23 protein-coding genes and 2 tRNA genes are annotated in these 24,846 nt (G+C 64.2%); 16 read left to right on the top strand and 9 right to left on the bottom strand.

What is annotated here, in order from left to right; all coding sequences use genetic code 11:
* Window positions 1-83: 83 nt before the first annotated feature.
* From gyrB to CH42_RS01310, 11 genes are all read left to right on the top strand, one after another.
* A complete protein-coding gene (gene gyrB, locus CH42_RS01360) occupies window positions 84-2,078 on the top strand; it encodes a DNA topoisomerase (ATP-hydrolyzing) subunit B (RefSeq protein WP_053351423.1) in 1,995 nt (664 codons plus the stop codon).
* Window positions 2,079-2,109: 31 nt separating this feature from the next.
* Window positions 2,110-4,638, top strand: a complete 2,529-nt coding sequence (gyrA, locus tag CH42_RS01355; protein ID WP_053351549.1) for a DNA gyrase subunit A — start codon at window positions 2,110-2,112, stop codon at window positions 4,636-4,638.
* Window positions 4,631-5,038 carry a DUF3566 domain-containing protein gene (locus tag CH42_RS01350; protein ID WP_053351422.1) on the top strand — a complete coding sequence of 136 codons (408 nt, stop codon included), beginning with the start codon at window positions 4,631-4,633 and terminating at the stop codon, window positions 5,036-5,038. Before gyrA ends, CH42_RS01350 begins: the two co-directional genes overlap by 8 nt.
* Before the next feature lie 97 nt (window positions 5,039-5,135).
* A tRNA-Ile gene (locus CH42_RS01345) sits at window positions 5,136-5,212 on the top strand.
* A gap of 180 nt (window positions 5,213-5,392) precedes the next feature.
* Window positions 5,393-5,468, top strand: a tRNA-Ala gene (locus CH42_RS01340).
* A gap of 110 nt (window positions 5,469-5,578) precedes the next feature.
* Window positions 5,579-6,445 carry a DMT family transporter gene (locus tag CH42_RS01335; protein ID WP_053351421.1) on the top strand — a complete coding sequence of 289 codons (867 nt, stop codon included), beginning with the start codon at window positions 5,579-5,581 and terminating at the stop codon, window positions 6,443-6,445.
* A 122-nt stretch (window positions 6,446-6,567) separates the two neighbouring features.
* Window positions 6,568-7,785: a sensor histidine kinase gene (locus tag CH42_RS01330; RefSeq protein WP_053351420.1), complete on the top strand. Its 1,218-nt coding sequence runs from the start codon at window positions 6,568-6,570 to the stop codon at window positions 7,783-7,785.
* Window positions 7,773-8,483 (top strand): response regulator transcription factor, encoded by a 711-nt coding sequence (locus CH42_RS01325; RefSeq protein ID WP_053351419.1) that lies wholly within the window; start codon window positions 7,773-7,775, stop codon window positions 8,481-8,483. Before CH42_RS01330 ends, CH42_RS01325 begins: the two co-directional genes overlap by 13 nt.
* Complete coding sequence (locus tag CH42_RS01320; RefSeq protein ID WP_053351418.1) at window positions 8,480-9,505, top strand: DUF4097 family beta strand repeat-containing protein; 1,026 nt, start codon at window positions 8,480-8,482, stop codon at window positions 9,503-9,505. Before CH42_RS01325 ends, CH42_RS01320 begins: the two co-directional genes overlap by 4 nt.
* Before the next feature lie 83 nt (window positions 9,506-9,588).
* Window positions 9,589-10,740: an alpha/beta hydrolase gene (locus tag CH42_RS01315; protein ID WP_239683904.1), complete on the top strand. Its 1,152-nt coding sequence runs from the start codon at window positions 9,589-9,591 to the stop codon at window positions 10,738-10,740.
* Window positions 10,741-10,749: 9 nt separating this feature from the next.
* Window positions 10,750-11,235 (top strand): NUDIX hydrolase, encoded by a 486-nt coding sequence (locus CH42_RS01310; protein WP_053351417.1) that lies wholly within the window; start codon window positions 10,750-10,752, stop codon window positions 11,233-11,235.
* 67 nt (window positions 11,236-11,302) lie between these two features.
* Here the strand turns inward: CH42_RS01310 and CH42_RS01305 are convergent, their stop codons facing one another.
* Window positions 11,303-11,809 (bottom strand): hypothetical protein, encoded by a 507-nt coding sequence (locus CH42_RS01305; protein ID WP_053351416.1) that lies wholly within the window; start codon window positions 11,807-11,809, stop codon window positions 11,303-11,305.
* A 183-nt stretch (window positions 11,810-11,992) separates the two neighbouring features.
* Between CH42_RS01305 and CH42_RS01300 the strand changes: the two genes are divergently transcribed.
* Entirely contained in the window at window positions 11,993-12,502 is a 510-nt protein-coding gene (locus CH42_RS01300) for a peptidylprolyl isomerase (protein WP_053351415.1), read from the top strand.
* Window positions 12,503-12,514: 12 nt separating this feature from the next.
* Entirely contained in the window at window positions 12,515-13,429 is a 915-nt protein-coding gene (locus CH42_RS01295; protein ID WP_053351414.1) for a rhomboid family intramembrane serine protease, read from the top strand.
* 169 nt (window positions 13,430-13,598) lie between these two features.
* On the opposite strand, the gene CH42_RS01290 is transcribed toward CH42_RS01295, so the two are convergent.
* The gene (locus tag CH42_RS01290; protein ID WP_053351413.1) at window positions 13,599-13,874 is read right to left on the bottom strand and encodes a cell division protein CrgA; all 276 of its coding nucleotides are present in this window, start codon (window positions 13,872-13,874) and stop codon (window positions 13,599-13,601) included.
* 58 nt (window positions 13,875-13,932) lie between these two features.
* Here CH42_RS01290 and CH42_RS01285 point away from each other — a divergent pair, with 58 nt between their 5' ends.
* The 3 genes from CH42_RS01285 to CH42_RS01280 are packed head-to-tail and all read left to right on the top strand — an operon-like array spanning window position 13,933 to window position 15,502.
* Complete coding sequence (locus CH42_RS01285; RefSeq protein ID WP_239683903.1) at window positions 13,933-14,712, top strand: class E sortase; 780 nt, start codon at window positions 13,933-13,935, stop codon at window positions 14,710-14,712.
* Window positions 14,712-14,870, top strand: coding sequence for a hypothetical protein (locus tag CH42_RS16660; RefSeq protein ID WP_164477389.1), 159 nt, complete (start codon window positions 14,712-14,714; stop codon window positions 14,868-14,870). The genes CH42_RS01285 and CH42_RS16660 overlap by 1 nt, the downstream gene beginning before the upstream one ends.
* A complete protein-coding gene (locus CH42_RS01280) occupies window positions 14,867-15,502 on the top strand; it encodes an anthranilate synthase component II (RefSeq protein ID WP_053351411.1) in 636 nt (211 codons plus the stop codon). Before CH42_RS16660 ends, CH42_RS01280 begins: the two co-directional genes overlap by 4 nt.
* 83 nt (window positions 15,503-15,585) lie before the next feature.
* Here CH42_RS01280 and pknB read toward each other — a convergent pair whose 3' ends face one another.
* From pknB to CH42_RS01245, 7 genes are read right to left on the bottom strand one after another with little or no spacing between them, the layout of a single operon-like run.
* Entirely contained in the window at window positions 15,586-17,301 is a 1,716-nt protein-coding gene (gene pknB, locus CH42_RS01275; protein WP_082309221.1) for a Stk1 family PASTA domain-containing Ser/Thr kinase, read from the bottom strand.
* 50 nt (window positions 17,302-17,351) lie between these two features.
* The gene (locus CH42_RS01270; protein ID WP_075205185.1) at window positions 17,352-19,172 is read right to left on the bottom strand and encodes a serine/threonine-protein kinase; all 1,821 of its coding nucleotides are present in this window, start codon (window positions 19,170-19,172) and stop codon (window positions 17,352-17,354) included.
* Entirely contained in the window at window positions 19,169-20,656 is a 1,488-nt protein-coding gene (locus tag CH42_RS01265) for a peptidoglycan D,D-transpeptidase FtsI family protein (RefSeq protein ID WP_053351410.1), read from the bottom strand. The genes CH42_RS01270 and CH42_RS01265 overlap by 4 nt, the downstream gene beginning before the upstream one ends.
* Window positions 20,653-22,056 (bottom strand): FtsW/RodA/SpoVE family cell cycle protein, encoded by a 1,404-nt coding sequence (locus CH42_RS01260; protein ID WP_082309220.1) that lies wholly within the window; start codon window positions 22,054-22,056, stop codon window positions 20,653-20,655. The genes CH42_RS01265 and CH42_RS01260 overlap by 4 nt, the downstream gene beginning before the upstream one ends.
* Complete coding sequence (locus tag CH42_RS01255; RefSeq protein ID WP_053351409.1) at window positions 22,049-23,320, bottom strand: PP2C family protein-serine/threonine phosphatase; 1,272 nt, start codon at window positions 23,318-23,320, stop codon at window positions 22,049-22,051. The genes CH42_RS01260 and CH42_RS01255 overlap by 8 nt, the downstream gene beginning before the upstream one ends.
* Window positions 23,321-23,322: 2 nt before the next feature.
* Window positions 23,323-23,901: an FHA domain-containing protein FhaB/FipA gene (locus tag CH42_RS01250; RefSeq protein WP_053351408.1), complete on the bottom strand. Its 579-nt coding sequence runs from the start codon at window positions 23,899-23,901 to the stop codon at window positions 23,323-23,325.
* On the bottom strand, window positions 23,898-24,773 hold the full coding sequence (locus tag CH42_RS01245) for an FhaA domain-containing protein (RefSeq protein ID WP_053351407.1): 876 nt from the start codon (window positions 24,771-24,773) through the stop codon (window positions 23,898-23,900). Before CH42_RS01245 ends, CH42_RS01250 begins: the two co-directional genes overlap by 4 nt.
* Window positions 24,774-24,846 lie beyond the last annotated feature (73 nt).

Here is a 24,846-nt window from a genome sequence, read left to right as displayed (position 1 = left end):
AGTGCTTTCTTGGTAAGCTGGTGTGCGGAAGTATCCAGGGCTCGATCGCGCCCTGAGACGCCCAGAGAAGGATCTTTCAAAGTATGAGTTCAGAACAGGCCGCCGCTGCAGAAGAATATGGTGCCGGAGCGATTCAGGTGCTCGAAGGTCTTGAGGCGGTTCGCAAGCGGCCTGGCATGTACATCGGTTCAACCGGGCCTCGAGGTCTCCACCATCTGGTGTATGAGATCGTCGACAACTCCGTTGACGAGGCACTTGCAGGGTACTGCGACACTATCGACGTCACCATTCTCGCAGATGGCGGGGTTCGCGTCATCGATAACGGACGCGGCATCCCCGTTGATGAGCATCCCACCGAAGGCAAATCTACGGTTGAGGTCGTGCTCACCGTTCTCCACGCGGGCGGCAAGTTCGGCGGCGGGGGATATGCGGTGTCGGGTGGCCTGCATGGTGTCGGCTCATCTGTAGTGAATGCACTCTCGAGCCGTTTCACTGTGGCCGTCAAGCGTCAAGGTTTCACGTGGAACATGTCGTTCACCGGAAGCGTTCCAGATGCGCCGTTGTCCCCGGGCGAGGCGACGGAAGAGACCGGCACAACCATTACGTTCTGGCCGAGCGCGGAGATCTTTGAGACGGTCGAGTTCGACTACCAGACGCTCCGTACTCGATTCCAGCAGATGGCCTTCCTGAATAAGGGCCTTCGCATTGCGCTCACCGACTTGCGCGAGCAAGAGATGGTCGAGAATGAGGCCGGAGAGCTGGTCGCCGCGCCGGCTCCGCATGATGAGTTCATGTACGAGAACGGCATTCAAGATTACGTGCAGCACCTCAACGCAGCGAAGCGTGCAGAGCTGGTGAACGACGAGATCATTGCCTTCGAAGCGGAAGACACCGACCGTCAGATCGCAGCTGAGATCGCGATGCAGTGGACGACGGCCTACACCGAAAGTGTGCATACGTACGCCAATACGATCAATACGCATGAGGGTGGCACCCACGAAGAGGGATTCCGTGCCGCGCTGACGACGCTGGTCAACCGCTATGCGCGTGAGAAGAACATTCTCCGGGAGAAAGACGACAATCTCTCCGGCGACGATGTACGTGAGGGGCTCACCGCGGTCATCTCCGTCAAGCTGGGGGAGCCGCAGTTCGAGGGCCAGACGAAGACCAAGCTGGGCAATACGGAAGCCAAGGCCTTCGTGCAGAAGGTGGTCGGCGATCAGCTCGGAGATTGGTTCGAGCGCAACCCCGGACCCGCCAAAGACATCATCAGGAAGTCCATCCAAGCGGCCACCGCACGTCTTGCGGCACGTAAAGCGCGCGAGACAGCCCGACGCAAGGGACTCCTCGAGTCCGGCGGCATGCCGGGCAAGCTCGCAGACTGCACGAGCAAGGACCCCTCGGTGTCAGAGATCTTCATCGTCGAGGGCGATTCGGCAGGCGGATCCGCCAAGACCGGTCGCAACCCGCACACGCAGGCGATCCTGCCTCTGCGTGGAAAGATTCTCAACGTTGAAAAGGCACGGCTCGACCGGGCTCTCAACAACGCCGAGGTCCAAGCGATGATCACCGCATTCGGAGCGGGAATCGGTGAAGAATTCACGCCTGACAAAGCGCGATATCACAAGATCGTACTCATGGCCGACGCTGATGTGGACGGCCAGCACATCACGACGCTGCTCCTCACGTTGCTGTTCCGGTACATGCGTCCGTTGATCGATCTCGGCTATGTCTACCTTGCTCAACCGCCGCTCTATCGCATCAAGTGGGCGAACGCCGAGCACGAATACGTTTACAGCGACAGAGAGCGCGACGCGAGCCTGGCTGCAGGCGCTGAAAGCGGACGCCGACTGCTCAAGGAGAGCGGAGTCCAGCGCTACAAGGGCCTCGGCGAGATGAACCATGAAGAACTGTGGGAGACCACGATGAACCCCGTGACCCGCACGCTGCTGCAGGTCACGATGGAAGACGCTGCGGCCGCAGACGAAATCTTCGCCACCCTCATGGGCGAAGATGTCGAGGCGCGACGCAGCTTCATTCAGCAGAACGCGAAGGACGTGCGCTTCCTTGACATCTGAGAATCAGACCCCCGAAACCGAGGCCGACGAAATCGAGGAGCGGGAAACCGCCGTCCACGGCAAGATCGACCAGGTCGACCTGCAACTCGAGATGCAGCGGTCGTACCTCGATTACGCGATGAGTGTCATCGTGGGTCGAGCGCTCCCTGACGTCAGGGACGGCCTCAAGCCTGTGCACCGCCGTGTGATCTACACGATGTACGACGGAGGGTACCGGCCCGATAAGGCATTCTCGAAGTGCACCCGTGTCATCGGTGATGTCATGGGACAGTTCCACCCTCACGGCGACGGGGCAGTGTACGACTCGCTGGTGCGTCTCGTGCAGCCGTGGACGCTGCGCTATCCCCTCGCACTGGGACAGGGCAACTTCGGCTCACCCGGTAACGACGGCGCAGCTGCGCATCGATACACCGAGACCAAGATGTCCCCGCTCGCCATGGAGATGGTGCGCGACATCGACGAGGAAACGGTCAATTTCCAAGACAACTACGATGGCCGCACCCAGGAGCCGACGGTTCTTACCGCTCGGTTCCCGAATCTACTCGTCAATGGATCCGTCGGCATCGCCGTCGGTATGGCCACCAACATTCCGCCGCACAACCTCCGAGAGGTCTCTGAAGGCGCGATCTGGCACCTGGAGCACCCCGACGCGACCCGTGAGGAGCTGCTCGAGGCTCTGATCGAGCGCGTTCACGGGCCCGACTTTCCAACTGGGGCTCAGATTCTCGGCACCAAGGGAATTCGCGAGGCATATCGCACGGGCCGAGGCTCCATCACGATGCGTGCGGTGGTCAACATCGAGGAGATCCAGGGCCGTACATGCCTGGTCGTCACCGAGTTGCCGTACCAGGTGAACCCCGACAATCTTGCCGTCAAGATCGCAGATCTGGTCAAAGACAACAAGGTTCAGGGCATCGCGGATATCCGCGATGAGTCGAGCGGCCGAACCGGTCAGCGTCTGGTTGTCGTGCTCAAGCGCGACGCCATCGCCAAGGTGGTGCTGAACAACCTGTACAAGCACACGCAGCTCCAGGAGAACTTCGGAGCGAACATGCTGGCCATCGTCGACGGTGTGCCGCGCACGCTTGCCATCGACGGATTCATCTCGGCATGGGCGAAGCACCAGATCGAGGTGATCGTTCGGCGTACCGAATACCGCCTCAAGAAGGCTGAAGCCGAAGCGCACATCCAGCGCGGCTACCTCAAAGCTCTTGATGCACTCGATGAGGTCATCGCACTCATTCGTCGCTCCCCGACAGTCGATGAGGCCCGTGAGGGGCTCATGTCGCTGCTCGACGTGGATCAGATCCAGGCAGACGCGATCCTCGGTCTGCAGCTGCGACGCCTCGCCGCACTGGAACGCCAGAAGATTCTGGAGCTGGCAGCCAAGCTCGAGGCGCAGATCGCCGAGTTCCAGGGCATTCTCGCGTCACCCGCGCAACAGCGTGCGATCGTGATCGAAGAGCTCGGTGAGATCGTCGCGAAGTTCGGAGACGAACGACGCACGGCGATCATGCACGGCTACGACGGTGACATGTCGATGGAAGACCTGATCCCTGAAGAGGAAATGGTCGTCACGGTTACACGAGGGGGCTACGTCAAGCGCACTCGTATCGACAACTACCGCTCGCAGCATCGCGGGGGTAAGGGCGTCAAGGGTGCGCAGTTGCGCGCTGATGACATCGTCGAGCATTTCTTCGTCACGACGACGCACCACTGGCTACTCTTCTTCACGAACACCGGCCGGGTGTACCGCGCGAAGACCTACGAGATTCCCGAGGGCGGCCGCGACGCGAAGGGCCAGCATCTGGCGAACCTGCTCGCACTTGCACCTGACGAGTCGGTCACGCAGATTCTGGATGTCCGCGACTTCGCCGCAGCGGGGTATCTGGTACTCGCAACGCGCGATGGCCTCGTGAAGAAGACTGCGCTCACCGAGTACGACACGAATCGAACGGGCGGCATCATCGCGATCAAGCTGCGCGACGGCGATGAGCTCGTCTCTGCACTGATTGCCGAGTCGAGCGATGACGTGCTGCTCGTGTCGAAGCAGGGAATGTCGGTACGGTTTACCGCTTCTGATCAGGCCCTTCGCCCGATGGGACGTTCGACCAGTGGCGTGCGTGGCATGAACTTCCGCGAGGGCGACGCACTGCTCGCAGCTTCGCGCATCGATGAGACCGGAGGCTTCGTCTTCGTGGTCACCGAAGGCGGCTACGCGAAGCGCACCGCCGTCGATGAGTATCGTGTGCAGCAGCGCGGCGGATACGGAATCAAGGTCGCCAAACTCGATGAGAATCGCGGTGATCTGGTCGGTTCGCTGATCGTCGAAGCCACCGACGAGGTGCTCGCGGTGCTTGCGAGCGGTAAGGTAGTGCGCTCAAGCGTTGCCGAAGTCCCCGCGAAGGGCCGAAATACGATGGGCGTCGTCTTCGCGCGATTCCCAGAGCAGGACCGTATCATTGGCATCGCGCGCAATTCGGAGCGTGGGCTCGACGACGACGAGTCCGGGGCCCCCGGGTCCGAGAACGCGGAAAATGAGGAAGACCTGAATGAGTAACACTGTCGCCGACAAACTGGCGAAAAAGACCCGTAAGAAGGCGCCGGCGAAGCAGGTACGGCTGAAGCTCGTCTACGTCGACTTCTGGTCGGCTGTGAAGTTCTCCTTCCTGGTCGCGATCTGTTTTGCGATCGTGAGCGTTGTCGCGACTGTGCTGATCTACACGGTGCTGCTGCAGACTGGCGTGTTCGCGCAGGTCGACGAGCTCTTCATGGACATCGTGGGTGAAGAGAACAGCCTGATGAAGATCATCGGTCTGCCGCAGGTACTGGGTTTCTCCGTCGTGGTCGGCATTCTCAACATCATTGTGGGAACGGCCCTCGGCGCGGTCGGCTCGCTCGTCTACAACCTGCTGGTGCGCGTGCTCGGCGGGTTCCAGCTCGGATTCACGAGCAACTGAGTCGTGACGCCCGACCCAAATCGGGTCGGGCCACGCCCGGTATTCCAGGTCGATTTCGGATTTGCCTGGAGTTCAGGTAGAGTCATTGCTTGGTCGAGGGGCTATAGCTCAGGTGGTTAGAGCGCTTCACTGATAATGAAGAGGTCCCAGGTTCAAGTCCTGGTAGCCCCACCAACACCACACGAAATCCCCGCTCAGTGAGCGGGGATTTCGTGCTTTCCGGGCCGCGCACGAGCGAGGCCGTGCGTCACGCGCCACGCCGAACCGGCCGCTTTTGCATTGGCTGGATAGATCGAGTAAAGTAGTGCGAGTTGTCATGGTCACTGGCCAGAGACAACGAGTGTTCACTCACTCGGGTCCTTAACTCAGTTGGTAGAGTGCCTGCTTTGCAAGCAGGATGTCGGGAGTTCGATTCTCCCAGGATCCACCACTTCGAAAGCCGGTCCCTCGCGAGCCGGCTTTTCTCATGTATCGGTGGAGTACTCGATACAGGCCGTTCCCGGTTTCGTATGGGGCGGGCTCGAGCGACAAGCTAGAAGCATGCGTGCGAATGCCTCCCTGCTCTTCGGAACCACCGCAGTACTGATCGCGCTGAACTATCCGCTGGGTGCTCTGGCATTACGGGGAATGAGCCCGTTTCTACTGATACTGCTTCGTTTCGGCGCGACGGCAGTCATCGCCTGGCTCGCCGTCGCAGTACTTCGCAGTGCGCTCCCGCAGGGGAGTACCTGGTGGCACGCGGCCGGCGCCGGAGTCTTGGTGCAGGGCGCCCAGTTTCTCGGGGCGTACTGGGCAATGAGTCATGGCGTGGGGGCAGGGGTGACCGCGTTGATTATCGCGATGAACCCGGTACTCGTGACGATCCTGAGCGGTGTGATCAGCCGCCGCCGGGAACCCGCGCTCGTCTACCTGGCGGTTGCGATCGCGATGGTAGCGGTAGTGCTGGCCTGCTTGCCGCGGATTCTGCGAGATCCATCGCTCGGCAGCGGAGTCTTCGCTGCGCTGATCGCGCTCGTCGGTCTTGCGGTCGGCTCGGTCTGGCAGGGGAGGACGCTGCAGGGGGTATCACCGGTGTCGTTCACCGCGATCGGAGTGACCGCATCACTGCCCTTCGCCGGTGCCCTGCTCCTCATGAATGACGAGTACGTGGCACCCGGTGCGACCACGTGGGTGTTGCTCGCCGCAGTGACGGTTGTGGGTCTCCTGGGCACCACGGCATACGCGGCGTATATCGGACGAGCCGGTGCACGTCGGGCATCGATCGTGTTCGCCATCATTCCGGCACTCGCGGCGATCGGGTCGTGGGCGATGCTGGGCGAACCCCTCGACCTCGCCATCGGAGTCGCGCTCGTGCTGGGATGCGCCGCGTGCGTGATTGATGTCATCGCATCACGGCGCGTGGTCTAATCTTGAGCGGCGAACGCAGCCCACTCAAGTGAAATCGTCGCAGGTGGATTCGGGAAAACCCGAATCCGAGTCTCGGGCTGCCCGGCTGCCTCAGTGTCTGGGGCACGCTCTACCGTAGGAGCATGACCAGTTCTCCCGTCTCGCGCTCAGTGAGGCCTCCCTACCGGCTCGCGCTCACCGCGTTGCATCTTGCCGCGCTCGGTATGGTCGGCTTCACCGTCACGCTGCTCCTTCTCACCATGATCGGTACCGGCATTGGCATGCTGATCATCGGTATCGGCCTGATTCTGCTGGTCGCGCTGGTGTATGCCCTCTTCGGTATCGCCTGGTTCGAAACCGCACGTGTGGGTGGGCTCTACCGAATTCCTGTGGTTGCACCGACGTGGCAGCCGCTTCGAGGACACGGGTTCGGTGCCTGGTTCGGATCGGTGCTGCGGCAATCCGTCGATGGGCGCATGTGGCGATCGTTCGCAAACTTCGCGATCTCGAGCGCTATGGGTGTCGCAGTCTTGGCGCTCGTGCAGGGGTTCGTGCACGCACTACTGTCGGTCTTTCGCACCTTCTCGATTTGGTGGCAGCCCGGGGTCGTCGGGATGCTGCTCAGTGCCGCAGCAATTCTCGGCATCGTGTTGCTACACCGCATCGTGTCGATCGCGATCATCGGTGCCGGTGTCACAGATGAGGTGCTCGTTGAACAAGCTCGCGTCTCACAGCAACAGCGCGAGGGCGCGGTTCGTGCCGCAGACGTCGAGCGCACACGCATCGAGCGCGATCTGCATGACGGCGTGCAACCGCGGCTGGTATCCGTGGGAATGACACTGGGTCTTGCGCAGGAGAAGATCGAGAGCGACCCGGCCGCGGCGAAGCTGCTCGTTGCCGAGGCGCACACCTCGACCAAAGCGGCGATCACCGAGCTGCGCCAGCTGGCGCGGGGGATCTATGCGTCGGTACTCGACGATCGAGGGCTCGACGCTGCGCTTTCAGCGCTCGCCGCGCGGTCGCACATTCCGGTGCACCTCGACGTGCGCCTCGTCGAACGGTTCAGCCGTGACGCCGAGGCTGCGGTGTACTTCGCGATCGCAGAGTCCCTGACCAACGCTGCGAAGCACTCACGAGCCAGTGAGGCGCGCGTGCTCGTACGTGTGCGCGCAGACGACCCCGCGAGCCCGCAGCTGTGGGCACGCGTCGAAGACAACGGCATCGGCGGCGCACAGGTGACGCCCGGCGGTGGCCTCGACGGCATCATGAACCGCGTACTGGCCGCCGGCGGCACCGCTCGACTCGAAAGCCCGCAGGGCGGGCCGACCGCTCTGGAGGTGAGTGTCCCATGCGCATCCTGATCTGCGAAGATTCCGTACTGCTGCGCGAAGGGCTCGTGCGACTGCTCGAACACGGAGGGCACGAGGTTGTTTCGGCGCTTCCTGACGCGACGACCCTCATGGCCGCAGTGGCACAGGCCGATCCTGAACTCTGCATTCTCGACGTACGGCTGCCGCCGACATTTACCGACGAGGGGATTCTGGCGGCGCTCGAGCTGCGCCGTGCGCGACCGGGGCTTCCGGTGCTCGTACTCTCGCAGTATGTGGAGGAGCGCTACGCAAGCGAATTGATCGCGGCGCAGGGCGGGGCCTTTGGCTATCTGCTGAAGGATCGCGTCGCCGACGTGGGGGAGTTCATCGACTCGGTGCAGCGCATCGCCGATGGCGCCACGGTGCTCGACCCTGAAGTGGTGGCGCAACTCCTCACCCGTCGTTCGCGAGATGATCGCATGCGGGCGTTGACGGAACGAGAGCGCACCGTGCTCGCCGCGCTGGCCGAGGGGCGTTCGAACCAGGCGATCGCATCGCTGCTGTTCCTCTCGGAAGCCAGTGTCGAAAAACACATCACTGCGATCTTCCAGAAGCTCGGGCTCGAACCCGATGAGGGCGGCAATCGACGTGTGCTCGCCGCCATCGCTCATTTCGAAAGCTACGGCGCCGGCACCGGTCAGCCCAACGACACGTCATCACAGAACCCGCAGACGGGAGCCCCCGCATGACCGATCAGTACTCACCCCAGAACCAGCAGCAGCACACGCCTCAACCATCAGCGCAGCCGGCGCCCCAGCTGCACACGCCCACAGCGGCAGCAGCGGGTGCGCAGCCCGGCGCGCGCCCCGGCGCGGCGAAAACCGTCACCGCGACGGCGACCATCGTCGCCGTGACTGCTGCAGTCGGTGGGCTCGTGCTCCTCGGCGTGGGGGCTTCGGCCGCCTATGCAGTGCTCGCGCCAGATCGCTTCAGCATGGTCGAATCGCTCGTCGATGGCGGCGATTTCGATGAGACCCTGGGCACCGATGGATCCGGCACCACGACGATGAGCGACGCCGACGGACAGGTGACGCAGACCGTTGACGTGACCGAGGTGACCTCGCTCGATCTCAACATCGAGGCGGCGGCATTCACACTCCAATTCGCAGACGTCGCCGAGGCGCAGCTCGAGGTGTCGGGCCCGCGAGCCGATGCGTGGGTGCTCGGGGTCGAAGGCACAGAACTCACCGTGGAGACGCCGGATCGCGGGCTCGTCTCCGGCTGCTTCGTGAATTGCGGGTCCGGCGCTTTCGGTGGCGCGACGGCAACACTGACCCTGCCGCAGTGGATGGATGATGAGCAGAGCCTCAACGTCGAGGCATCGCTGCAGGGTGGCACACTGACCGCCGACGGTACCTACCGCGGGTTCGATGTCGATGTCGAAGCGGGAGAACTGCGACTTGACGGTAGCGCTCACTCGCTCTCGCTCGATCTCGAAGCGGGCAAGGCTGACGTTGCTCTCGCAGACGTTGCGACGCTCGACCTCGGCGTTGAAGCCGGCTCTGCAAAGCTCGAACTCACCGGCACGCTGCCGGATCGCGTCGAGATCGAAGCCAGCACCGGAAGCGCAGTACTGCGCCTGCCAGCCGGCGACTACCGCGTCGACGAGCAGTCTGAGCTCGGCAAGATCGACAATCGCTTGACCGTTGACCAAGAATCGAAGCACGTGATTTCGGTGCGGGCGGAAGCGGCCCAGGTCACACTGCGCTGAGCCCTCCTGCTGAGCTGCGCCCCTGAGCGCCGGCGCCCAGTTCAGCGATCGGCAGCGTACGCTTCGCCCCCACCCACGCCTCCATGCCGCACCGTACACTGGGCGGCATGGAGGCGTTGGCGGTGTCACCCGAGTGGCGGCCCGACGTGCTCGGGCCGGGGTTCGAATATCGTGAAATCGACCTGGGAAGTGACGAAGAAGGCCCGCTGGTCGCAACGCTCGTGCGATCCCTCCCTGCCGAGCGTCGATTCTTTGAGCGTCTCACGAGCCGTCCACGGCCCCTGGAGGGCGTTGACGTGCTCTATGTGCATGGATGGTCCGACTACTTCTTCCAGCGCAGTCTGGCGCGATTCTGGACGGACCGAGGAGCACGCTTCTTCGCCCTTGACCTCCGCAAGTACGGACGCAGTCTGCGCGAGGGCCAAACGGCTGGGTACATCGAGGATCTGACGGACTACGACCTCGAGATCGATCAGGCGCTTGCGGTCATCGGAGCGGAGCCCGCCGGCTCCGATCGACCGAAGCGTGGGCGTCGTCGACTCCTGCTCCTGGGTCACTCGACCGGCGGCCTCGTGCTCAGCCTGTGGGCTGCGGCGCATCCGGGTCGCGCGGACGGCCTCATTCTGAACAGCCCATGGCTCGAGTTTCAGCTCAGCGGTGCCGGGCGGCAGATGATTGCACCACTCGTGAATCTGCGCGCGCGCTTCAACCTGCGCGATGCGGCACCTCAGTTCGACTCGGGATTCTATTCGCGGGCGCAGCGCGAGGTGGGGCCGCGCGAGGAGCTCGACCAGGTCAACACGACGTGGCGCCCGGATCGCAGTCATACGGTGATGAATGGATGGCTGCGGGCGATCCTCGCAGGGCATGCGCAGGTCAGTCGAGGGCTGCATCTGCACGCGCCGATTCTAATGCTGCTCTCGGCACGGTCGGCATTGCCGCTGCGATGGGACCCTGCGCTGACGGCTGCGGATACGGTGCTCGACGTCGACGAGGTCGCGAAAGCCGCGCTGCATCTGGGAAGCTCTCTCACCGTGGAACGGTTGGATGGTGCCCTGCACGACGTCTTCCTGTCACGAGCAGAAGTGCGGACCGAAGCTTTCGCGCGGATGGATCGATGGCTCACGGGGTGGGCGCGGAGCGAAACTGGACCCGGCGCCGTGGCAGCAAGCTCAAGCGTTGATCGACCGCCGCCATCGGCGCGGTCGAAGGCTGCGGAGGGCACGACCGACTAGGCTCGGATCATGGATCTTCGAGTGGCTGCCTACGCTGTGGTTGAGCGGCGCGGCAAGATCCTGCTGACGCATTGGCGACGGGGGCACCTGCACGGTTGGACGCTCCCCGGGGGCGGCATCGAGAGCGGTGAGGATCCCCGCGACGCCGTCATCCGCGAGGTGGCCGAGGAGACCGGGCTCGAAGCCCGAGTCGGCAAGCTGCTCGGTGTCGATTCCCGCGTAATGGTGCGTGAAGAAGTGCCTGCCGGTGATGATCCCGAGCTCCACACGATCCGCATCGTCTATCGTGCAACGGTCTCGGATGGTCCGCTGCGGAACGAAGTTGGCGGCTCTTCCGATGAGGCGCGCTGGGTACCGCTGCGTGACATCAAGTCGCTGCGTACCCTCTCGCTCGTGCAGACGGGGTTGCGGATGGCGGGTCTGCACCGTCGGCCCCCGGCGAAGGCTGTGAAGGGCGGAAGCCGGCAGCAGCGCCAGGGCAAGCCGCGCAAATAACGGTGTCTATGCACAGAAGGGGCGCCCGAACCAATTGGTCCGGGCGCCCCTTCTCTATCAATATGCGTCAGTTGGCGCTGGAGCTTTCGGGAGCGACCCACAGCTCATCATCGGTGCGGAAGGCCTGCCAGAGGGCATAGCCCACGCCCACAGCCGCAGCGATGCCAATGCCGAGAGCGATCACGCCGCCCTTGCTCTTCTTCTCAGCCTTGAGGAAGCCGGAGCGCTCACCGAACCCGCGCACCTGCTTCGCGGCGTCGTGGTTGTCGAGCTCGTCGAGGGTGCGGATCGTGCGCGCAAGGGCGCTGGCGACGAACGGCGTCGTCGCGCGGCGCACGGTGTCGGCTGCACGACGGGCATTGGCGACCCCGCGGTCGATCTTCGGGCGCACGGCCTCGAGCGCGTCGTCCACGCGGGGCGCGAGGTGCTCATCGCTCAGCCGACGAGCCTGGCTGCCGGCCTGACCCAGAACTTCGCCTGCGTGCCCGAGTACGAGGCGCTGCTGGTCGAGCAGCTCCTGGGCGTTCTTCCGCAGCTTGCGAAGTTCGCGGCGGCGCTTGCGTGAGAGATTCATTCGTATCCTCCTTGCTCGACGAGGCAAACCTGTCGGTGGTGTCACCCGTTGCGTCCACGCTACACCGAACCTGTGGTCGCAGGGCGTCCGTCGCAAGCGATCGCCCGCGATTCCAGGCGTTCTCCGGGGTCGAAGGGGGTTGACAGCGGTTTCTTTGTCAGTGCTGCCGCATAGACTGAAACCATGACCATTCATACTTCGGTAGCCACCATTCACACCAATCACGGCGACATCGTCATCAACCTCTTCGGCGATCACGCGCCGAAGACGGTGAAGAACTTCGTCGACCTTGCCGAGAAGGGCTTCTACGACGGCGTCATCTTCCACCGCATCATTCCGAACTTCATGATTCAGGGCGGCGATCCGACCGGCACCGGTACCGGCGGCCCCGGCTACACCTTCGATGACGAGATTCACCCCGAGCTCGTCTTCGACCAGCCGTACCAGCTGGCTATGGCGAATGCGGGAAAGCGCCCCGACATGACCGGCCGTCTCGCGGGCACCAACGGTTCGCAGTTCTTCATCACCACGACCGCTCCTGACTGGCTGAACGGCAAGCACAGCATCTTCGGCGTCGTCGCCGATGATGCGTCAAAGGCAGTCGTCGACGCGATCTCGGGCGTGCAGACCGGTGGTCAGGATCGCCCGGTCGAAGACGTCGTGATCTCCGGCGTCGACGTCGTCGCAGCCTAAGGAATTCCGAAGGTGACGAACGGGTCGGGGCCGGCATTCGGCGAACGCGTCGAGTACGGCCCCGACGACGTCTGTTACCGGCACCCGAATGTGCACAGCTTCACGCTGTGCCAGCGGTGCGGCCGCACGATCTGTGGTGACTGCCAGGTCGTCTCTGCGGTTGGGGTGCTGTGCCCCGAATGCACGAAGCAGATGCAGGCACCGGTGACGCAGCGCGCTGCGCGGTCCACTCGGGTTGCCGGCCGTCGCATTGCGGCACTGGAGACTCCGGTGACCTACGCGATCATGGCGCTCTGCACCGTGGTCTTCAGTGCGCAGTGGTTGGGGTCGGCCTTTGCCGATGACGGCGTGACGCGCGCCCTCTGGTACGCGCCGCTGTATTCCGTGCCCGGCGTGTTCGAACCGTGGCGACTGGTCACGGCGATGTTCACGCACTCCACAGGGTTCATCTTCCACATCCTCTTCAACCTGTACACGTTGTGGCTCTTCGGAAGAAACCTGGAGCAGATGATCGGGCGGGTGGCGTACGCGCTCCTCTACGTCTTCGCCGGAATCGGCGGATCACTCGGCGTGATGCTCTGGGCGTATGCCGACCCGCAGACGATGCTCGTGCCCACGGTCGGTGCATCCGGCGCGATCTTCGGCGTACTCGCGGCCACGCTGGTCGCGCTGAAGGCCGCTCAGGTGAATATCACCTCGCTCGCCGTGCTGATTGGTCTGAACTTCGCGATCGGCTTCATTCCGGGAACGGCGATCTCCTGGCAAGCCCACCTCGGCGGCATGGTCGTCGGTGCGTTGACGATGTGGATGATGCTGGCGACGCGCGGGCCGCGACGTCGCACCCTGCGCGTGACCGGGCTCGTCGGTATCGGTGCACTCCTGGTACTGCTCGCCGGTGCCTACTTCGTCATGGTGCCGGGAGGCTAACGCCTGGGTGATCCGGTGCGCGTCGCATCGAGCAGCAACGACTGAAGGCCCTCGGGAAACCGAGGGCCTTCGAGTTATCCACAGGTTCATCCCCAGCTGGGGAAGAATTACACCGGTGTGGTTTTCTGTCTGCTCGCCGGGAAAGCGGAGCTGAACAGCAAGTTTTCAGTTACTTCCACCAAGGCGTCATCAGGAACCCGACGAGCACCAGGCCGAAGCCGATAAAGATGTTTGCCTGGCCGAGCGCCGGTACCGGCAGCTGCAGCCCCGCGCTGGTGATGTAGTAGAGCACGATCCAGACGAGCCCGAGCAGCATGAAGCCGAACATGACCGGCTTGAACCAGACCGGGTTCGGAGCATCTTTGCGCGCAGCAGCGAGCTCCGCACGGTTCTGTTCGACCTCGGCCGACTTGCGCTTGCTTACATTCTTCCCAGCTGCTGCCATGCCGACAGTCTACCTGGAACCCGGTCTGCGCCCAGAGTGCGCGTCCTAGAATATGGGGGTGAGCGAGACGACTGAACCCCGGCGCCGTCGGCGGCGTGCACGGCTGAGCCCGCTCACCGTGATCGGCGAAGTACTGCTGGTCGGCGGCATTGCCGTGCTGGGGTACATCGTGTGGCAGCCCTGGCACACCGGCGTGGGTGTGACAGCCAAGCAGACAGATCTGTCAGCGGAAGATTCGGCTCAGTGGGATGCGGAGGCTGCGACCGAGCCTTGGGACGGTGTTGTTCCCGTGCCGGCGAAGCCCGCAGCGGCGGATGTATTCGCCGTGCTCCATGTGCCTGCATTCGGCACGACCTACGCGAACCGCGTGGCGGAGACCACGGACTGGGATACGGTGCTGAACCTCGATGACAAGGGCATCGGCCACTACGAGACGACGCAGATGCCCGGGGAGCCCGGAAACTTCGCGCTCGCCGGGCACCGATCCGGGCCGCTCATCAACTCCTTCCGCGAAGTCATGAATCTGCGCGTCGGTGATCCGTTGTTTGTCGAGACCCCCGAGGGCTGGTACACGTATCGATTCCGCTCGATCGAGTACGTGCTTCCCGATGAGGTCGACGTACTGAATCCGTTCCCGCGGCTCGAGGGCACACCCGGCACGGACCAGATCTTGACGCTGACGACCTGCCACCCGAAGCTGGCGGGCAGCGACGAACGCGCCATCGCATACTCGGTGTACGAAGGCTTCCAGCCGCGCAGCGCGGGCCCACCGCAGGAACTGGTCGACCTCAACCCGACCATGGGCGCAACGCAGGCGCTGAGAGGAGATCAGGAATAGTGTTCTCGATACTCTGGCGATTCTTCCCCGGCCCCGCTTGGCTGCGCGTGATCGTGCTGCTGCTCGTCGCGGCGGCCGTGGTCTACGCACTCATCGCATACGTGTATCCCTGGGTCGCTCTGCAAATGCCGGGCGAGGAAGTGACGGTCGGCTCATGAGCAAGATTCTGGTCATCGACAATTACGACAGCTTCGTTTACACCCTGAACGGGTACCTGCAGCAACTCGGCGCAGAGACGCACGTCATTCGCAACGATGAGGTGAGCGCCGGAGAACTCGAGGCGCTCGTCGCCGACTACGACGGCGTGCTCATCTCACCCGGCCCCGGTACCCCGACTGACGCCGGCGTCTCGATCGCGATGGTCAATCTCGCGCTCCGCACAGGTGTGCCGTTGCTCGGCGTCTGCCTGGGGCATCAAGCGATTGCCGAAGCGCTGGGAGCCACGGTGACGCACGCCGAAGAGCTCATGCACGGCAAGGTGTCGCGTGTTCAGCACACGAATGACGCCTTCTTTGCGGGTGTCGCGCAAGAGTTTGATGCGACGCGCTATCACTCGCTCGCTGTGGTGCGCGACACGGTGCCCGAGAGTCTCGTGATCACCGCCGAGACCGCGAGCGGTATCGTGATGGCGCTGCGTCACCGCGAGCTGCCGATCTACGGCGTGCAGTATCACCCAGAGTCAGTACTCACCGAGGGCGGGTATCAGCAGCTGGGCAACTGGCTGACCGTCGTCGGCGTTCCCAATGCTGCTGAGGTGGCGCGCACGCTGTCGCCTTTGCTCGCGAAATAGGTCTGCATGCACGAGGGCCGCTGACTTCCTGATGTGTCGGAAGTCAGCGGCCCTCGTGCATTGGTGCGGCTCTGCTGCAGAGACTACCCTGCGCAGTAGCGCAGTTCGAGGCTTGAACGCTGCGGCTGAGACCCGACCGCCGATTGCGAAACGATCGGGTACCCATCGACCGTCGGGCAGGAGTTGTCAGCGGTGTAAGCCACCGTGAGGCCGAGGTTCTCGACCTGTGACTTGGCCACCTGCATGGGTGCACCGGTGACATCGGGGATCGGCACATTGCCGCTGGATACGGTCATCTCGACGCCGGTTCCGGAGGCGACCGAGGTGCCGGGCTCGGGGGTCACGCTGAGCACGCGACCTGCGGCTTCCGTCGGGTTGTCTTCTTTCGTGATGATGCCGACCGTCAACCCGAGGTCGTTCAACGCCTGCTTGTACTCGTCTTCAGACATGCGCCCGATGCTCGGTACTTCGGCCTGCTCGGGCCCGGTCGACACGTAAATCGTGATGCTGTCGCCCGCGGTGAGCACGGTGCCGGGCTCAGGGTCGCTCGAGATGACGTGATCGTTCGCGACATCGGCACTGTTCTGCTCGACGCTGGTCACGATGAGGTCGAGGTTTCGCAACGAATCGATGGCATCGCCACGCTGCATATCGACGAGCTCTGGCACGGCACGCGAGGTGTCGGGCAAGAACTCCTTTGGAGCGAGTGTGACGAGCCAGAACACCACGGCGACGATTACGGCGCCGATGGTGAGAATCGCGGCCCAGGTCCACATGACTGGCGGGCGGCTCTGCGTACGCGAGGCTCCGCCGGCTTCGGAGAGCTGGCGCAGTGCGAGATCGGATTCCGAGACCTCTTCGCCGCCGGAGAAGAGCACCGTGTCTTGCTGCTGCACGGCGAGCTTCGGCATTTTGCCGCTGGCGGCTTCTCGCAGCGCTTCACGGAACTCTGAAGCCGACTGGAAACGCTTGGCGCGATCTTTCGCGAGACCATAGAGCACGACGCGATCGAGCTCGGGGGTTACATCGGGATCGCGATCGCTCGGGGGCTTCGGGCGTTCACTGACGTGCTGATAGGCGACGGCCACGGCGGTGTCACCGCGGAACGGCACATCTCCAGTGAGCAGTTCGTACAGCATGACCGCAGTCGAGTACAGGTCGGTGCGCGCGTCGATCGACTCGCCCTTCGCCTGTTCCGGGGAGAAATACGCAGCTGTGCCGAGAATCGCTGTGGTCTGCTGCAGCGTCGACGAGGTGTCTGACACGGCGCGGGCGATACCGAAATCCATCACCTTCACCTGACCACTCTTCGTGATCATGATGTTGGCGGGCTTGATATCGCGGTGCACGATGCCGGCTCGGTGCGAGTACTCAAGCGCGGTCAGCACGGAGTCGACCACCCGGCAGGCCTCGGCCTGCGAGAGGCGCCCCTCGGTCTCGAGCTGACGCAGGTTCGTACCCTCGACGTACTCCATCACGATGAACGGAAGGCGCTTGGGGCCCTCGGCAGTTTGGATGAGGTCGTCGCCGGCGTCGAAGACGCGCACGACGGTTGGGTGTGCCATGCGCGATGCCGACTGCGCCTCCTGGCGGAAGCGCGATCGGAACTGCTCGTCACCCGCGAGGTCGGCTTTCATTACCTTGATCGCGACCTGACGGCCGAGCTTGGTGTCGGTGCCGCGGTACACGGTGGCCATGCCGCCTTGACCGACGAACTCCCCGATCGCGTACCGGCCGGCGAGAATTCGCTGCTCACCGACGTCGGTCGATTCGGGCATGTTCACCTCTTCCGTGCTCATGGGATGCCTTCCAAGTTTACCTGGGCGCTAGCCCCAAAAATACCGTGTGTTTAGCTCGCTGCAGCGCTGCCAGCTGCGCCCGCCGTCGCGTTTCCGGTGGAGCTCGACGAAGAAGATCCGCTGGCGTTCGCATTCGCTTCGGGATCGCTTCCGCTGTCGGCATCGGCCTCGGAATCGTCCGCGGCCTCTACCGTGACGCTCAGCTCCGGTGATGCGGGTGCGGCGGCCGAGTAGGTCCCGTTCGAGCAGGTGAAGGTGTACGAAATGGTGATCGTGCCTTCCTTCGTCGCGCGAACCTGAGCCGAGCCATTCGAAGCGGGGCTCGACAGCGTGCCCGCATCGCTCACGGTCACGACGTAGTCGCTTGGAGTGAGGCCAGCCGGGCAGGTGCCCGAGATCCCCTGAATGGCGAACGTATCGCCCACAGTGACGCTCGACGGGCCGGTGGGTGCACCGGGCTGCGAGATCTCTCCGAAAGCGACGCTGTACGTCAGGGTGATCGATTCGTCGAGCGGCACGTTCGTGCCAGTCGGATTGACATCGGTCACCAGATTGGCGTTTGCGGGATCCGTCGGATTCCCGGCAACTGTGCGCACATTGGTGAAGCCGAGGTCTGCCAGCTGCTGCGCCGCAGCATCGACGTTGGTACCGATGAGCGAGTCGCCGTCCACCTCGCCCGTCGTGGGCTTCGGCGGCGTGGTCGTCTTTGGCGGCGTGGTCGTCTTCTTGGTTGTCGTCGTCGGCGTCTTGTCCGTATTGCCGCTGTTGTTATTAAGCAGCGCGATCGCCGTGCCGCCTCCGATCAACAGGAGCAGTGCGAGCAGCGTGATGAGCGGCCACGTCCAGCGGCTCTTCTTTTTCTTCGGCGCGTCGCCGGCAGCGGACTCGTCACCCTCCACGCCCGAGTCAGGCAGTACGGAGGTGCCGGGCAGCGCGGTCGTTTGCGGCAGCGCTGTGGTGGCCGCGTCGGAGACCGTGGTCTGCGGCAGCGCGGTGGTAGCGGGCTGGCTGTCGCCGAGCACCTGCGGAACGTAGCTCGCCGCGAGCTGCACGTCACCGCGGTGCAGCGCTGTGGCCGCCTGTGCAAGCTTGGCCGCGGTCAGCGGTCGGCCTGCGGCGTCTTTCGCGAGGCAGGCGTACACCAGGTTGCGCACGGGCTCGGGAATGTCGGTCGGCAGATCCGGCGGGGTGTCATTGATCTGCGCCATGGCGATGGCGACCTGCGACTCACCGGTGAAGGGACGCTTGCCCGCGAGGCATTCGTACGCGACGACGCCGAGCGAGTAGATGTCGGTCGCCGGGGTGGCGGTGTGGCCGCTGGCCTGCTCGGGAGCGAGGTACTGCACCGTTCCCATGACCTGGCCGGTCGCGGTGAGCGGCACCTGATCGGCGATGCGTGCGATACCGAAGTCGGTGATCTTCACGCGGCCCTCGGGTGTGATCAGCAGGTTGCCCGGCTTGATGTCGCGGTGCACGAGGCCGGCGTCGTGCGCGGCTTGCAGCGATGTTGCGGTCTGCGCCACGATGCCGAGCACGCGATTCGCCGGCAGACGGCCTTCACGCTCGATGATCGCGGAGAGCGGCTCACCGGGAACGAGCTCCATGACGATGTAGGCGGAGCCCTGCTCCTCGCCGTAATCGAAGACGTTGGCGATGCCCTCGTGGTTCACGAGTGCGGCGTGACGGGCCTCGGCGCGGAAGCGCTCGAGGAACCCGGGGTCGCCCATGTACTCGTCTTTGAGGATCTTGATGGCGACGGTGCGCCCGATGATGCTATCGGTCGCCTTCCACACTTCACCCATGCCACCGACGGCGATCCTCGAGCTGAGCTCGTAGCGTCCGCCGAATGTGATCCCTGCCGCTGGTCTCATTCGCTCAACACCGCTTCCATAACTTGTTTTGCCACAGCTGTCGGGAGGTCGTAAGAACCGCCCACGTTTTGATATGCCTCGCCGCCACCATCGGCGATCACGACCGCGACCGCGACCTGAGGATCATCTACCGGTGCGAAACCAGTGAACCACAAGGTATATGGCAACGGATTCCCATCCGCGTCATTCCCATTCTCTGCGGTTCCGGTCTTCCCGGCGACGCGCACGCCGTCGATGGCCGCTTTCTGCGCGAGTCCATCCGCAGTGTCCACGCCGCGCTCCATCATCTGGGTGATGAGGTCGGCCGTCTTCTTCGAGATCGGCTGGCTGAACTGTTCGGGAGTGTATTCCTTCTCGACCGTGAGGTCGGGCGTGATGACCTTCTCGACCACGTTCGGCTTCATGACCACGCCACCGTTGGCGATGCCCGCGGAAACCATCGCGATCTGCAGCGGCGTCGCACGCACATCCTGCTGACCGATCGACGAGAGCGCTACCTGCGCCTTGCCGTCGGGAGTCGGCGACTGGCTCGGCGTGACCGTCATCGGGATCGAGAGATCTTTTTCGAATCCGAACTGTTCGGCCATGTCGGGCACCGCGTTGTCGTCGAGCTGCGTGGTCATCTCGGCGATGGGAATGTTGCATGACATCACGATCGCCTGCTCGAGCGTCGCCTTGGCTCCCGTGCCACAGGTGCTGCGCGAGGCGTTCTGTAGCACCGAGGTCGACTGCGGCAGGGTCCACTGCGCCGGGTTGTCGAACTCGGTCGACGGCGTCGCCTTGCCGGCCTCGATCGCGGCCGCGGCCGAGACGAGCTTGTAGACCGACCCGGGGTGGTACAGGTCGCCGGCGATCGCGCGGTTCTGCAGGGGCTGGGTCGGGTCTTCGTTGAGCTGCCGGTAGTTCGTGATGATGTCGGCGTTGTTGTTGCTCGAGAGCTGGTTCGGGTCGTACCCGGGCGTCGACACCATGGCCAGCACTTTGCCGGTTTTGGGCTCAAGCGCGACGACAGCGCCCGAGAAGCCGTTCTGCGTCATCGCGTCGTACGCCGCCTGCTGCGCCGCGGGGTTGATGGTGGTCTCGACCGAGCTGCCCTGCGGCTCGACGCCGTTCAGGGTGTTCATGATGCGCGAGAAGAACTGCGCGTTGCCGCTGCCCGAGAGGTCTTGGTTCATCGCCGATTCGAGCCCGGTCATTCCCTGCTGACGGGAAAAGTAGCCGGTGAGCGGCGCGTAGAGGGGGCCGTTCGAGTACTGGCGCACGTACCGGTAATCGTCATCGGTCGGCGTCGAGAACGCGATGGGATCGCCGTCGACCAGAATCGACCCGCGCTCCACCTTGTAGCTGTTCATCAGCGTGCGTGAGTTGAGGTCGTTCGCGCGTAGATCGTCGGCCTGTACGAACTGGATCATCGTCACCGAGAAGAACAGCACGATGAACATGCCGAACACGGCGCGGGTAATGAACTTGAGCGGCTTGTTCACGAGCGAATCACCAGCTTCGGTCGGTTGCGCACGGAATTCGAGAGCAGGATCAGCAGCGCGATGATGATCCAGTTCGACACCAGCGAGGATCCGCCGGACGCCAGGAACGGCGCGGTGAGGCCGGTGAGCGGGATCACGCGGGTGACGCCGCCGACGACGATGAAGACCTGGAAGGCCAGCGTGAACGCGAGGCCTGAAGCGAGCAGCTTGCCGAACTCGTCGTGGCCCGCGAAGCCGATCCGGAGCCCGCGACCGACGAGCAGCAGGTAGGCGGCGAGAATCACAAACAGTCCGATGAGCCCGAGCTCTTCGCCGAGGCTCGGAATGATGTAGTCGCTGAACGACAGCGGGGTGACCTCGGGGTAGCCCTGGCCGAGCCCGGTACCGGTCATGCCGCCGTTGGCCATGCCGAAGAGCCCCTGCACCATCTGGTAGCTCGCGCCGCTCGGGTCGGCGAACGGATCGAGCCAGTTGGCGAAGCGGTTGCCGACATAGCTCAGCGTCTGGCTGGCGATCAGGCCGCCGCCGATGAAAAGGCCGAGGCCGAGCACGATCCAGCCGATCCTGCCCGTCGCAATGTAGAGCATCGAGAGAAACAGGCCGAAGTAGAGCAGTGAGGTGCCGAGGTCGCGCTGGAAGACGAGCACCGACATGGCGGCGAGCCAGAAGACGATGAGCGGGCCGAGATCCCGAGCACGCGGGAACCGGATGCCGAGAATCTTTTTGCCGGCCATCGCGAGCGAGTCGCGGCTGCGCACCAGATACCCGGCGAAGAAAATCGCGAGCAGGATCTTGGCAATCTCACCCGGCTGGAATGAGAATCCGCCGATGTGAATCCAGACGCGAGCGCCGTTGATGGTCTGCCCGATGCCGGGAAGCATCGGGAGCAGCAGCAGAATGACCGCGGCCAAGCCGGTCAGGTAGGTGTACCGGAACAGCACCATGTGGTTGCGGATCACCCAGAGAATGACAATTGCCGCGACCACCGCGATGGTCGACCAGAGCAACTGGCGCGACCCGTCGGCATCGGGGGCGTCGGGGGAGAGCGAGATGCGGTAGATCATCGCGACGCCCACCATGTTGAGCATGGCCGCGATCGGCATGATCAGCGGGTCGGCGTCGGGTGCGATGCGGCGAATGGTGAAGTGCAGGCCGAAAAGCGCGACGACGTAGGCGATGCCCATCGGCAGCAGAGTCGCCGTGACGGCGCCGTTCACGGTGAGATCGATGATGATGACGGCGGCGACACCGATGGCGATCGCCAGAATCAGCAGCGAGAGCTCGAGACCAAGCAGTTTGCGGGGGGCGCGCAGCGCGGTGATGCGCTGTAGCACGGTCTCGCTCGTGCGGGTCTTCTCGAAGGTGCGGGGCTCGTTCGCTCCGGCGGGTGCGTCAGTCATTCGCATCCCCCAATCGCAGCACGATGTCGCGCGCCTCCTCGATCGAGCCGGCGGAGAGCGTGCGACTCACCTGACGCTGCTCGAGCCCATCGAGGTCGCTCAGCGGAATCTCGGTGTCTTCCGCAATCGAATGCAGCGAGAACGAACCGATGTTCTGCTGCACGCCCTGGTAAATGATGACCGTGTCGCCGTCGGTGCCGACGAAGTAGCGGGTCTGCGTCCACTGGTAGCCGATGACGAGCGCGCCGCCGATCGCGACCAGCACAGCGATGGCGCCGAACGCCCACAGTAGGCGGCGGCGGCGATTGCGTCGCCTGGTCTCGGCCATGAGCTCGGCCAGGTACTCGTCGACGCGCGACTCGAAGTGGCTCTCTTCGACGACCGGAGGCTTGCGCACCGGGCGCTTGCGGCTAAGCAGGCGATTGCGGGCGGTGGAGGTGCTGCCGTCGATGTCGGATTCGGCGGTCGCCGCCGACCCCGCGAAGCGCGGGCCCTGATGCTTGAGCTCGAGCGTTTCGTCGGGATTGATCTCCGGTGCGGCTTCGGTCTCGACGAGCACGACCGTCACATTGTCGGGGGCACCGTGCGACAGGCTCTTGTCGATGAGTGCGTCGACGGCGCCCTGCAGCGATGAGCGCCGGCGCAGAATCTTCTCGATGTCTTCGTCGTCGACGTACCCGCACAGCCCGTCGGAGCAGAGCAGCCAGACATCGTTCGGCAGAGTATCGACGACCTGCGTATCGACCTGCGGAGAAGAATCGACGTCGCCCAGCACGCGCATCAGCACGGAGCGGCGCGGATGGATCTTCGCTTCTTCCTCGGTGATCTTGCCGCTGTCGACGAGACGCTGCACAAAGGTGTGGTCTTTGGTGACCTGGCTCAGCGTGTTGTCGCGCAGCAGGTACAAGCGACTATCGCCGATGTGCCCGATGGCCAGCTGATCCCCCACCGGAATGATGCCGGTGAGCGTCGTACCCATGCCCGCGAGCTCGGGGCGATCGCGCACGGTCGAGCGCAGCGCGGCATTGGTGTCGAGGATCGCCGTGCGCAGCACATTGGTCATCGCCTCGGGGCTGCCCGTGGGCGGCACATCGAGCTTCGCCATCGCTTTCGCGGCGATTGCGGAGGCGACGTCGCCACCCGCGTGTCCGCCCATGCCATCGGCGACCAGGTAGATGAAGTCGCCCGCGAACGCGGAATCCTGGTTGTTCGAGCGCACCATGCCCACATGCGAGCCGATGGCGCTTTCGTAGACGACCGTCACGCTCAGGGCCTCAACTCGAAGGTGGTCGTGCCGATGGTGACGGGCGTGAACGAGGCGACGGGAACGGACTTCGTGACGCGAGCTCCGTCGAGTTTCGTGCCGTTGGTGGAGTCGAGGTCGGTGAGAATCCACTGCTCGCCGGTGCGCACGAGTCGTGCGTGATAGGTCGAGGTGTACTCGTCGACGATCACGAGGGTCGAATCGCTGCTGCGGCCGATCGTGACGAGGTCTTCGTCAAGCTCGATCGAGGTGCCAGTGGCGACGCCGGAGGTGATGACGAGATGGCGCGGGGCGCCAGACCCGCCCGCGGAGGGCAGAGCGCCGCCGCTGGGGGTGATCGCGGGGCCCGAGCTGTGGGGCACGGCTTGCTTCGCGGCCGACTGCGGAGCCGATGCTGCGGCGACCGGGGCCGCGGGCTGCGGGGTGACCGCCTGCACGGATGGGCCCGAATCGCCCTTCATGCGGCGCACGGGAGCGCCGAACAAGTCGCTGCGCAGGGCGTACACAATGGCGAAGATGAAGATCCACAGCAGCAGTAGGAAACCGATGCGGAGGATCAGGAGCGTGAGTTCGCTCGTCACAGGCCTCTCCAGAAGTCTTCGTCGATTCCGGGGGCGGCGCTTGGCGTCGCGTTCGGATTCGGAGTGGGCGCAGCAGTGCGTCGCGGTGCAGGAGTGCTGGGGGAGACCGGGGCTGCGGGAGTCGTGGGTCGTGCGGGTGCAGAAGTCTGGGGCGCCGGGGTGGCTCGCGTCGGTGCGGCGGGTGCCGGGGTGCGCGACGCGGTGGCCGAGCGGCCCGGCACCAGTTGGAACTGGAGGCCGGTCTGCCCGATCGTGATGACGGTGCCGGGGGAGAGCGCGGCCTCGCGGAAGCGCTGGCCGTTGATCTTCGACCCGTTGGTCGAGCCGAGATCGCGGGCGATGCCGGCCGCACCATCCCAGATGAGTTCGAGGTGCTTGCGCGATGCCGCGTTGTCGCCGATGCGAATGCCGCAGTCGCTGCCGCGGCCGACCGTTGTGGTGCCGCGACGCAGTTCGTGGCGCGTGCCGTCGACATCGATGACCGCGACCCAGTCGACGGCTCCTTCGACGCGTGAGGCGTCGACCTGCAGCACGCCGGCGGTAATGGAGTGATCTTCGCGAATCTCGACGTCGGGTTCACCGAGCAGCTGGTAGCTCTGACGTTTGGCGTGCTTCAGCACGACCCCGCGCAGCTCTTGCTCAAGGGTGCCGCCGAGCTGCAGCAGTCGGGCCGCGTCTTTCTCGGAGACGCGCACGACAAACCGGTTGGGGGCGAGCACGCGGTCGCGGTCGACGATCACGGCGCCGATATCGAGTTCGCGCTTCAGCGCCGACGCGATCTCGACGGGCTGCACGCCGGAGCGGAAGGTTCGGGCGAAGGCGCCGTTGACGGCACGCTCGAGCCCGCGCTCCACGCTGTCCAGAATGCCCACGAGTCGGTACGTCCCTCCATGAACCACGGGCGGCGCCCGCGGCGGTTTGCTTTAGTTTAGCCCGCTTTGGTGT

The organism is Leucobacter musarum subsp. musarum (assembly GCF_001273845.1).
Taxonomy (GTDB): domain Bacteria; phylum Actinomycetota; class Actinomycetes; order Actinomycetales; family Microbacteriaceae; genus Leucobacter; species Leucobacter musarum.
This window is presented reverse-complemented; position numbering and strand designations above follow the sequence as displayed.

Excerpts from the sequence above, each read along its gene's own strand:
- CH42_RS01260 (WP_082309220.1), bottom strand. The coding sequence starts at position 22,056 with ATGACTGACGCACCCGCCGGAGCGAACGAGCCCCGCACCTTCGAGAAG.
- CH42_RS01325 (WP_053351419.1), top strand. The coding sequence starts at position 7,773 with ATGCGCATCCTGATCTGCGAAGATTCCGTACTGCTGCGCGAAGGGCTC.
- gyrB (WP_053351423.1), top strand. The coding sequence starts at position 84 with ATGAGTTCAGAACAGGCCGCCGCTGCAGAAGAATATGGTGCCGGAGCG.
- CH42_RS01330 (WP_053351420.1), top strand. The coding sequence starts at position 6,568 with ATGACCAGTTCTCCCGTCTCGCGCTCAGTGAGGCCTCCCTACCGGCTC.
- CH42_RS01335 (WP_053351421.1), top strand. The coding sequence starts at position 5,579 with ATGCGTGCGAATGCCTCCCTGCTCTTCGGAACCACCGCAGTACTGATC.
- CH42_RS01300 (WP_053351415.1), top strand. The coding sequence starts at position 11,993 with ATGACCATTCATACTTCGGTAGCCACCATTCACACCAATCACGGCGAC.
- CH42_RS01270 (WP_075205185.1), bottom strand. The coding sequence starts at position 19,172 with ATGAGACCAGCGGCAGGGATCACATTCGGCGGACGCTACGAGCTCAGC.
- CH42_RS01350 (WP_053351422.1), top strand. The coding sequence starts at position 4,631 with ATGAGTAACACTGTCGCCGACAAACTGGCGAAAAAGACCCGTAAGAAG.
- CH42_RS01305 (WP_053351416.1), bottom strand. The coding sequence starts at position 11,809 with ATGAATCTCTCACGCAAGCGCCGCCGCGAACTTCGCAAGCTGCGGAAG.
- CH42_RS01315 (WP_239683904.1), top strand. The coding sequence starts at position 9,589 with ATGCCGCACCGTACACTGGGCGGCATGGAGGCGTTGGCGGTGTCACCC.
- CH42_RS01280 (WP_053351411.1), top strand. The coding sequence starts at position 14,867 with ATGAGCAAGATTCTGGTCATCGACAATTACGACAGCTTCGTTTACACC.
- pknB (WP_082309221.1), bottom strand. The coding sequence starts at position 17,301 with ATGAGCACGGAAGAGGTGAACATGCCCGAATCGACCGACGTCGGTGAG.
- CH42_RS01320 (WP_053351418.1), top strand. The coding sequence starts at position 8,480 with ATGACCGATCAGTACTCACCCCAGAACCAGCAGCAGCACACGCCTCAA.
- CH42_RS01310 (WP_053351417.1), top strand. The coding sequence starts at position 10,750 with ATGGATCTTCGAGTGGCTGCCTACGCTGTGGTTGAGCGGCGCGGCAAG.
- CH42_RS01290 (WP_053351413.1), bottom strand. The coding sequence starts at position 13,874 with ATGGCAGCAGCTGGGAAGAATGTAAGCAAGCGCAAGTCGGCCGAGGTC.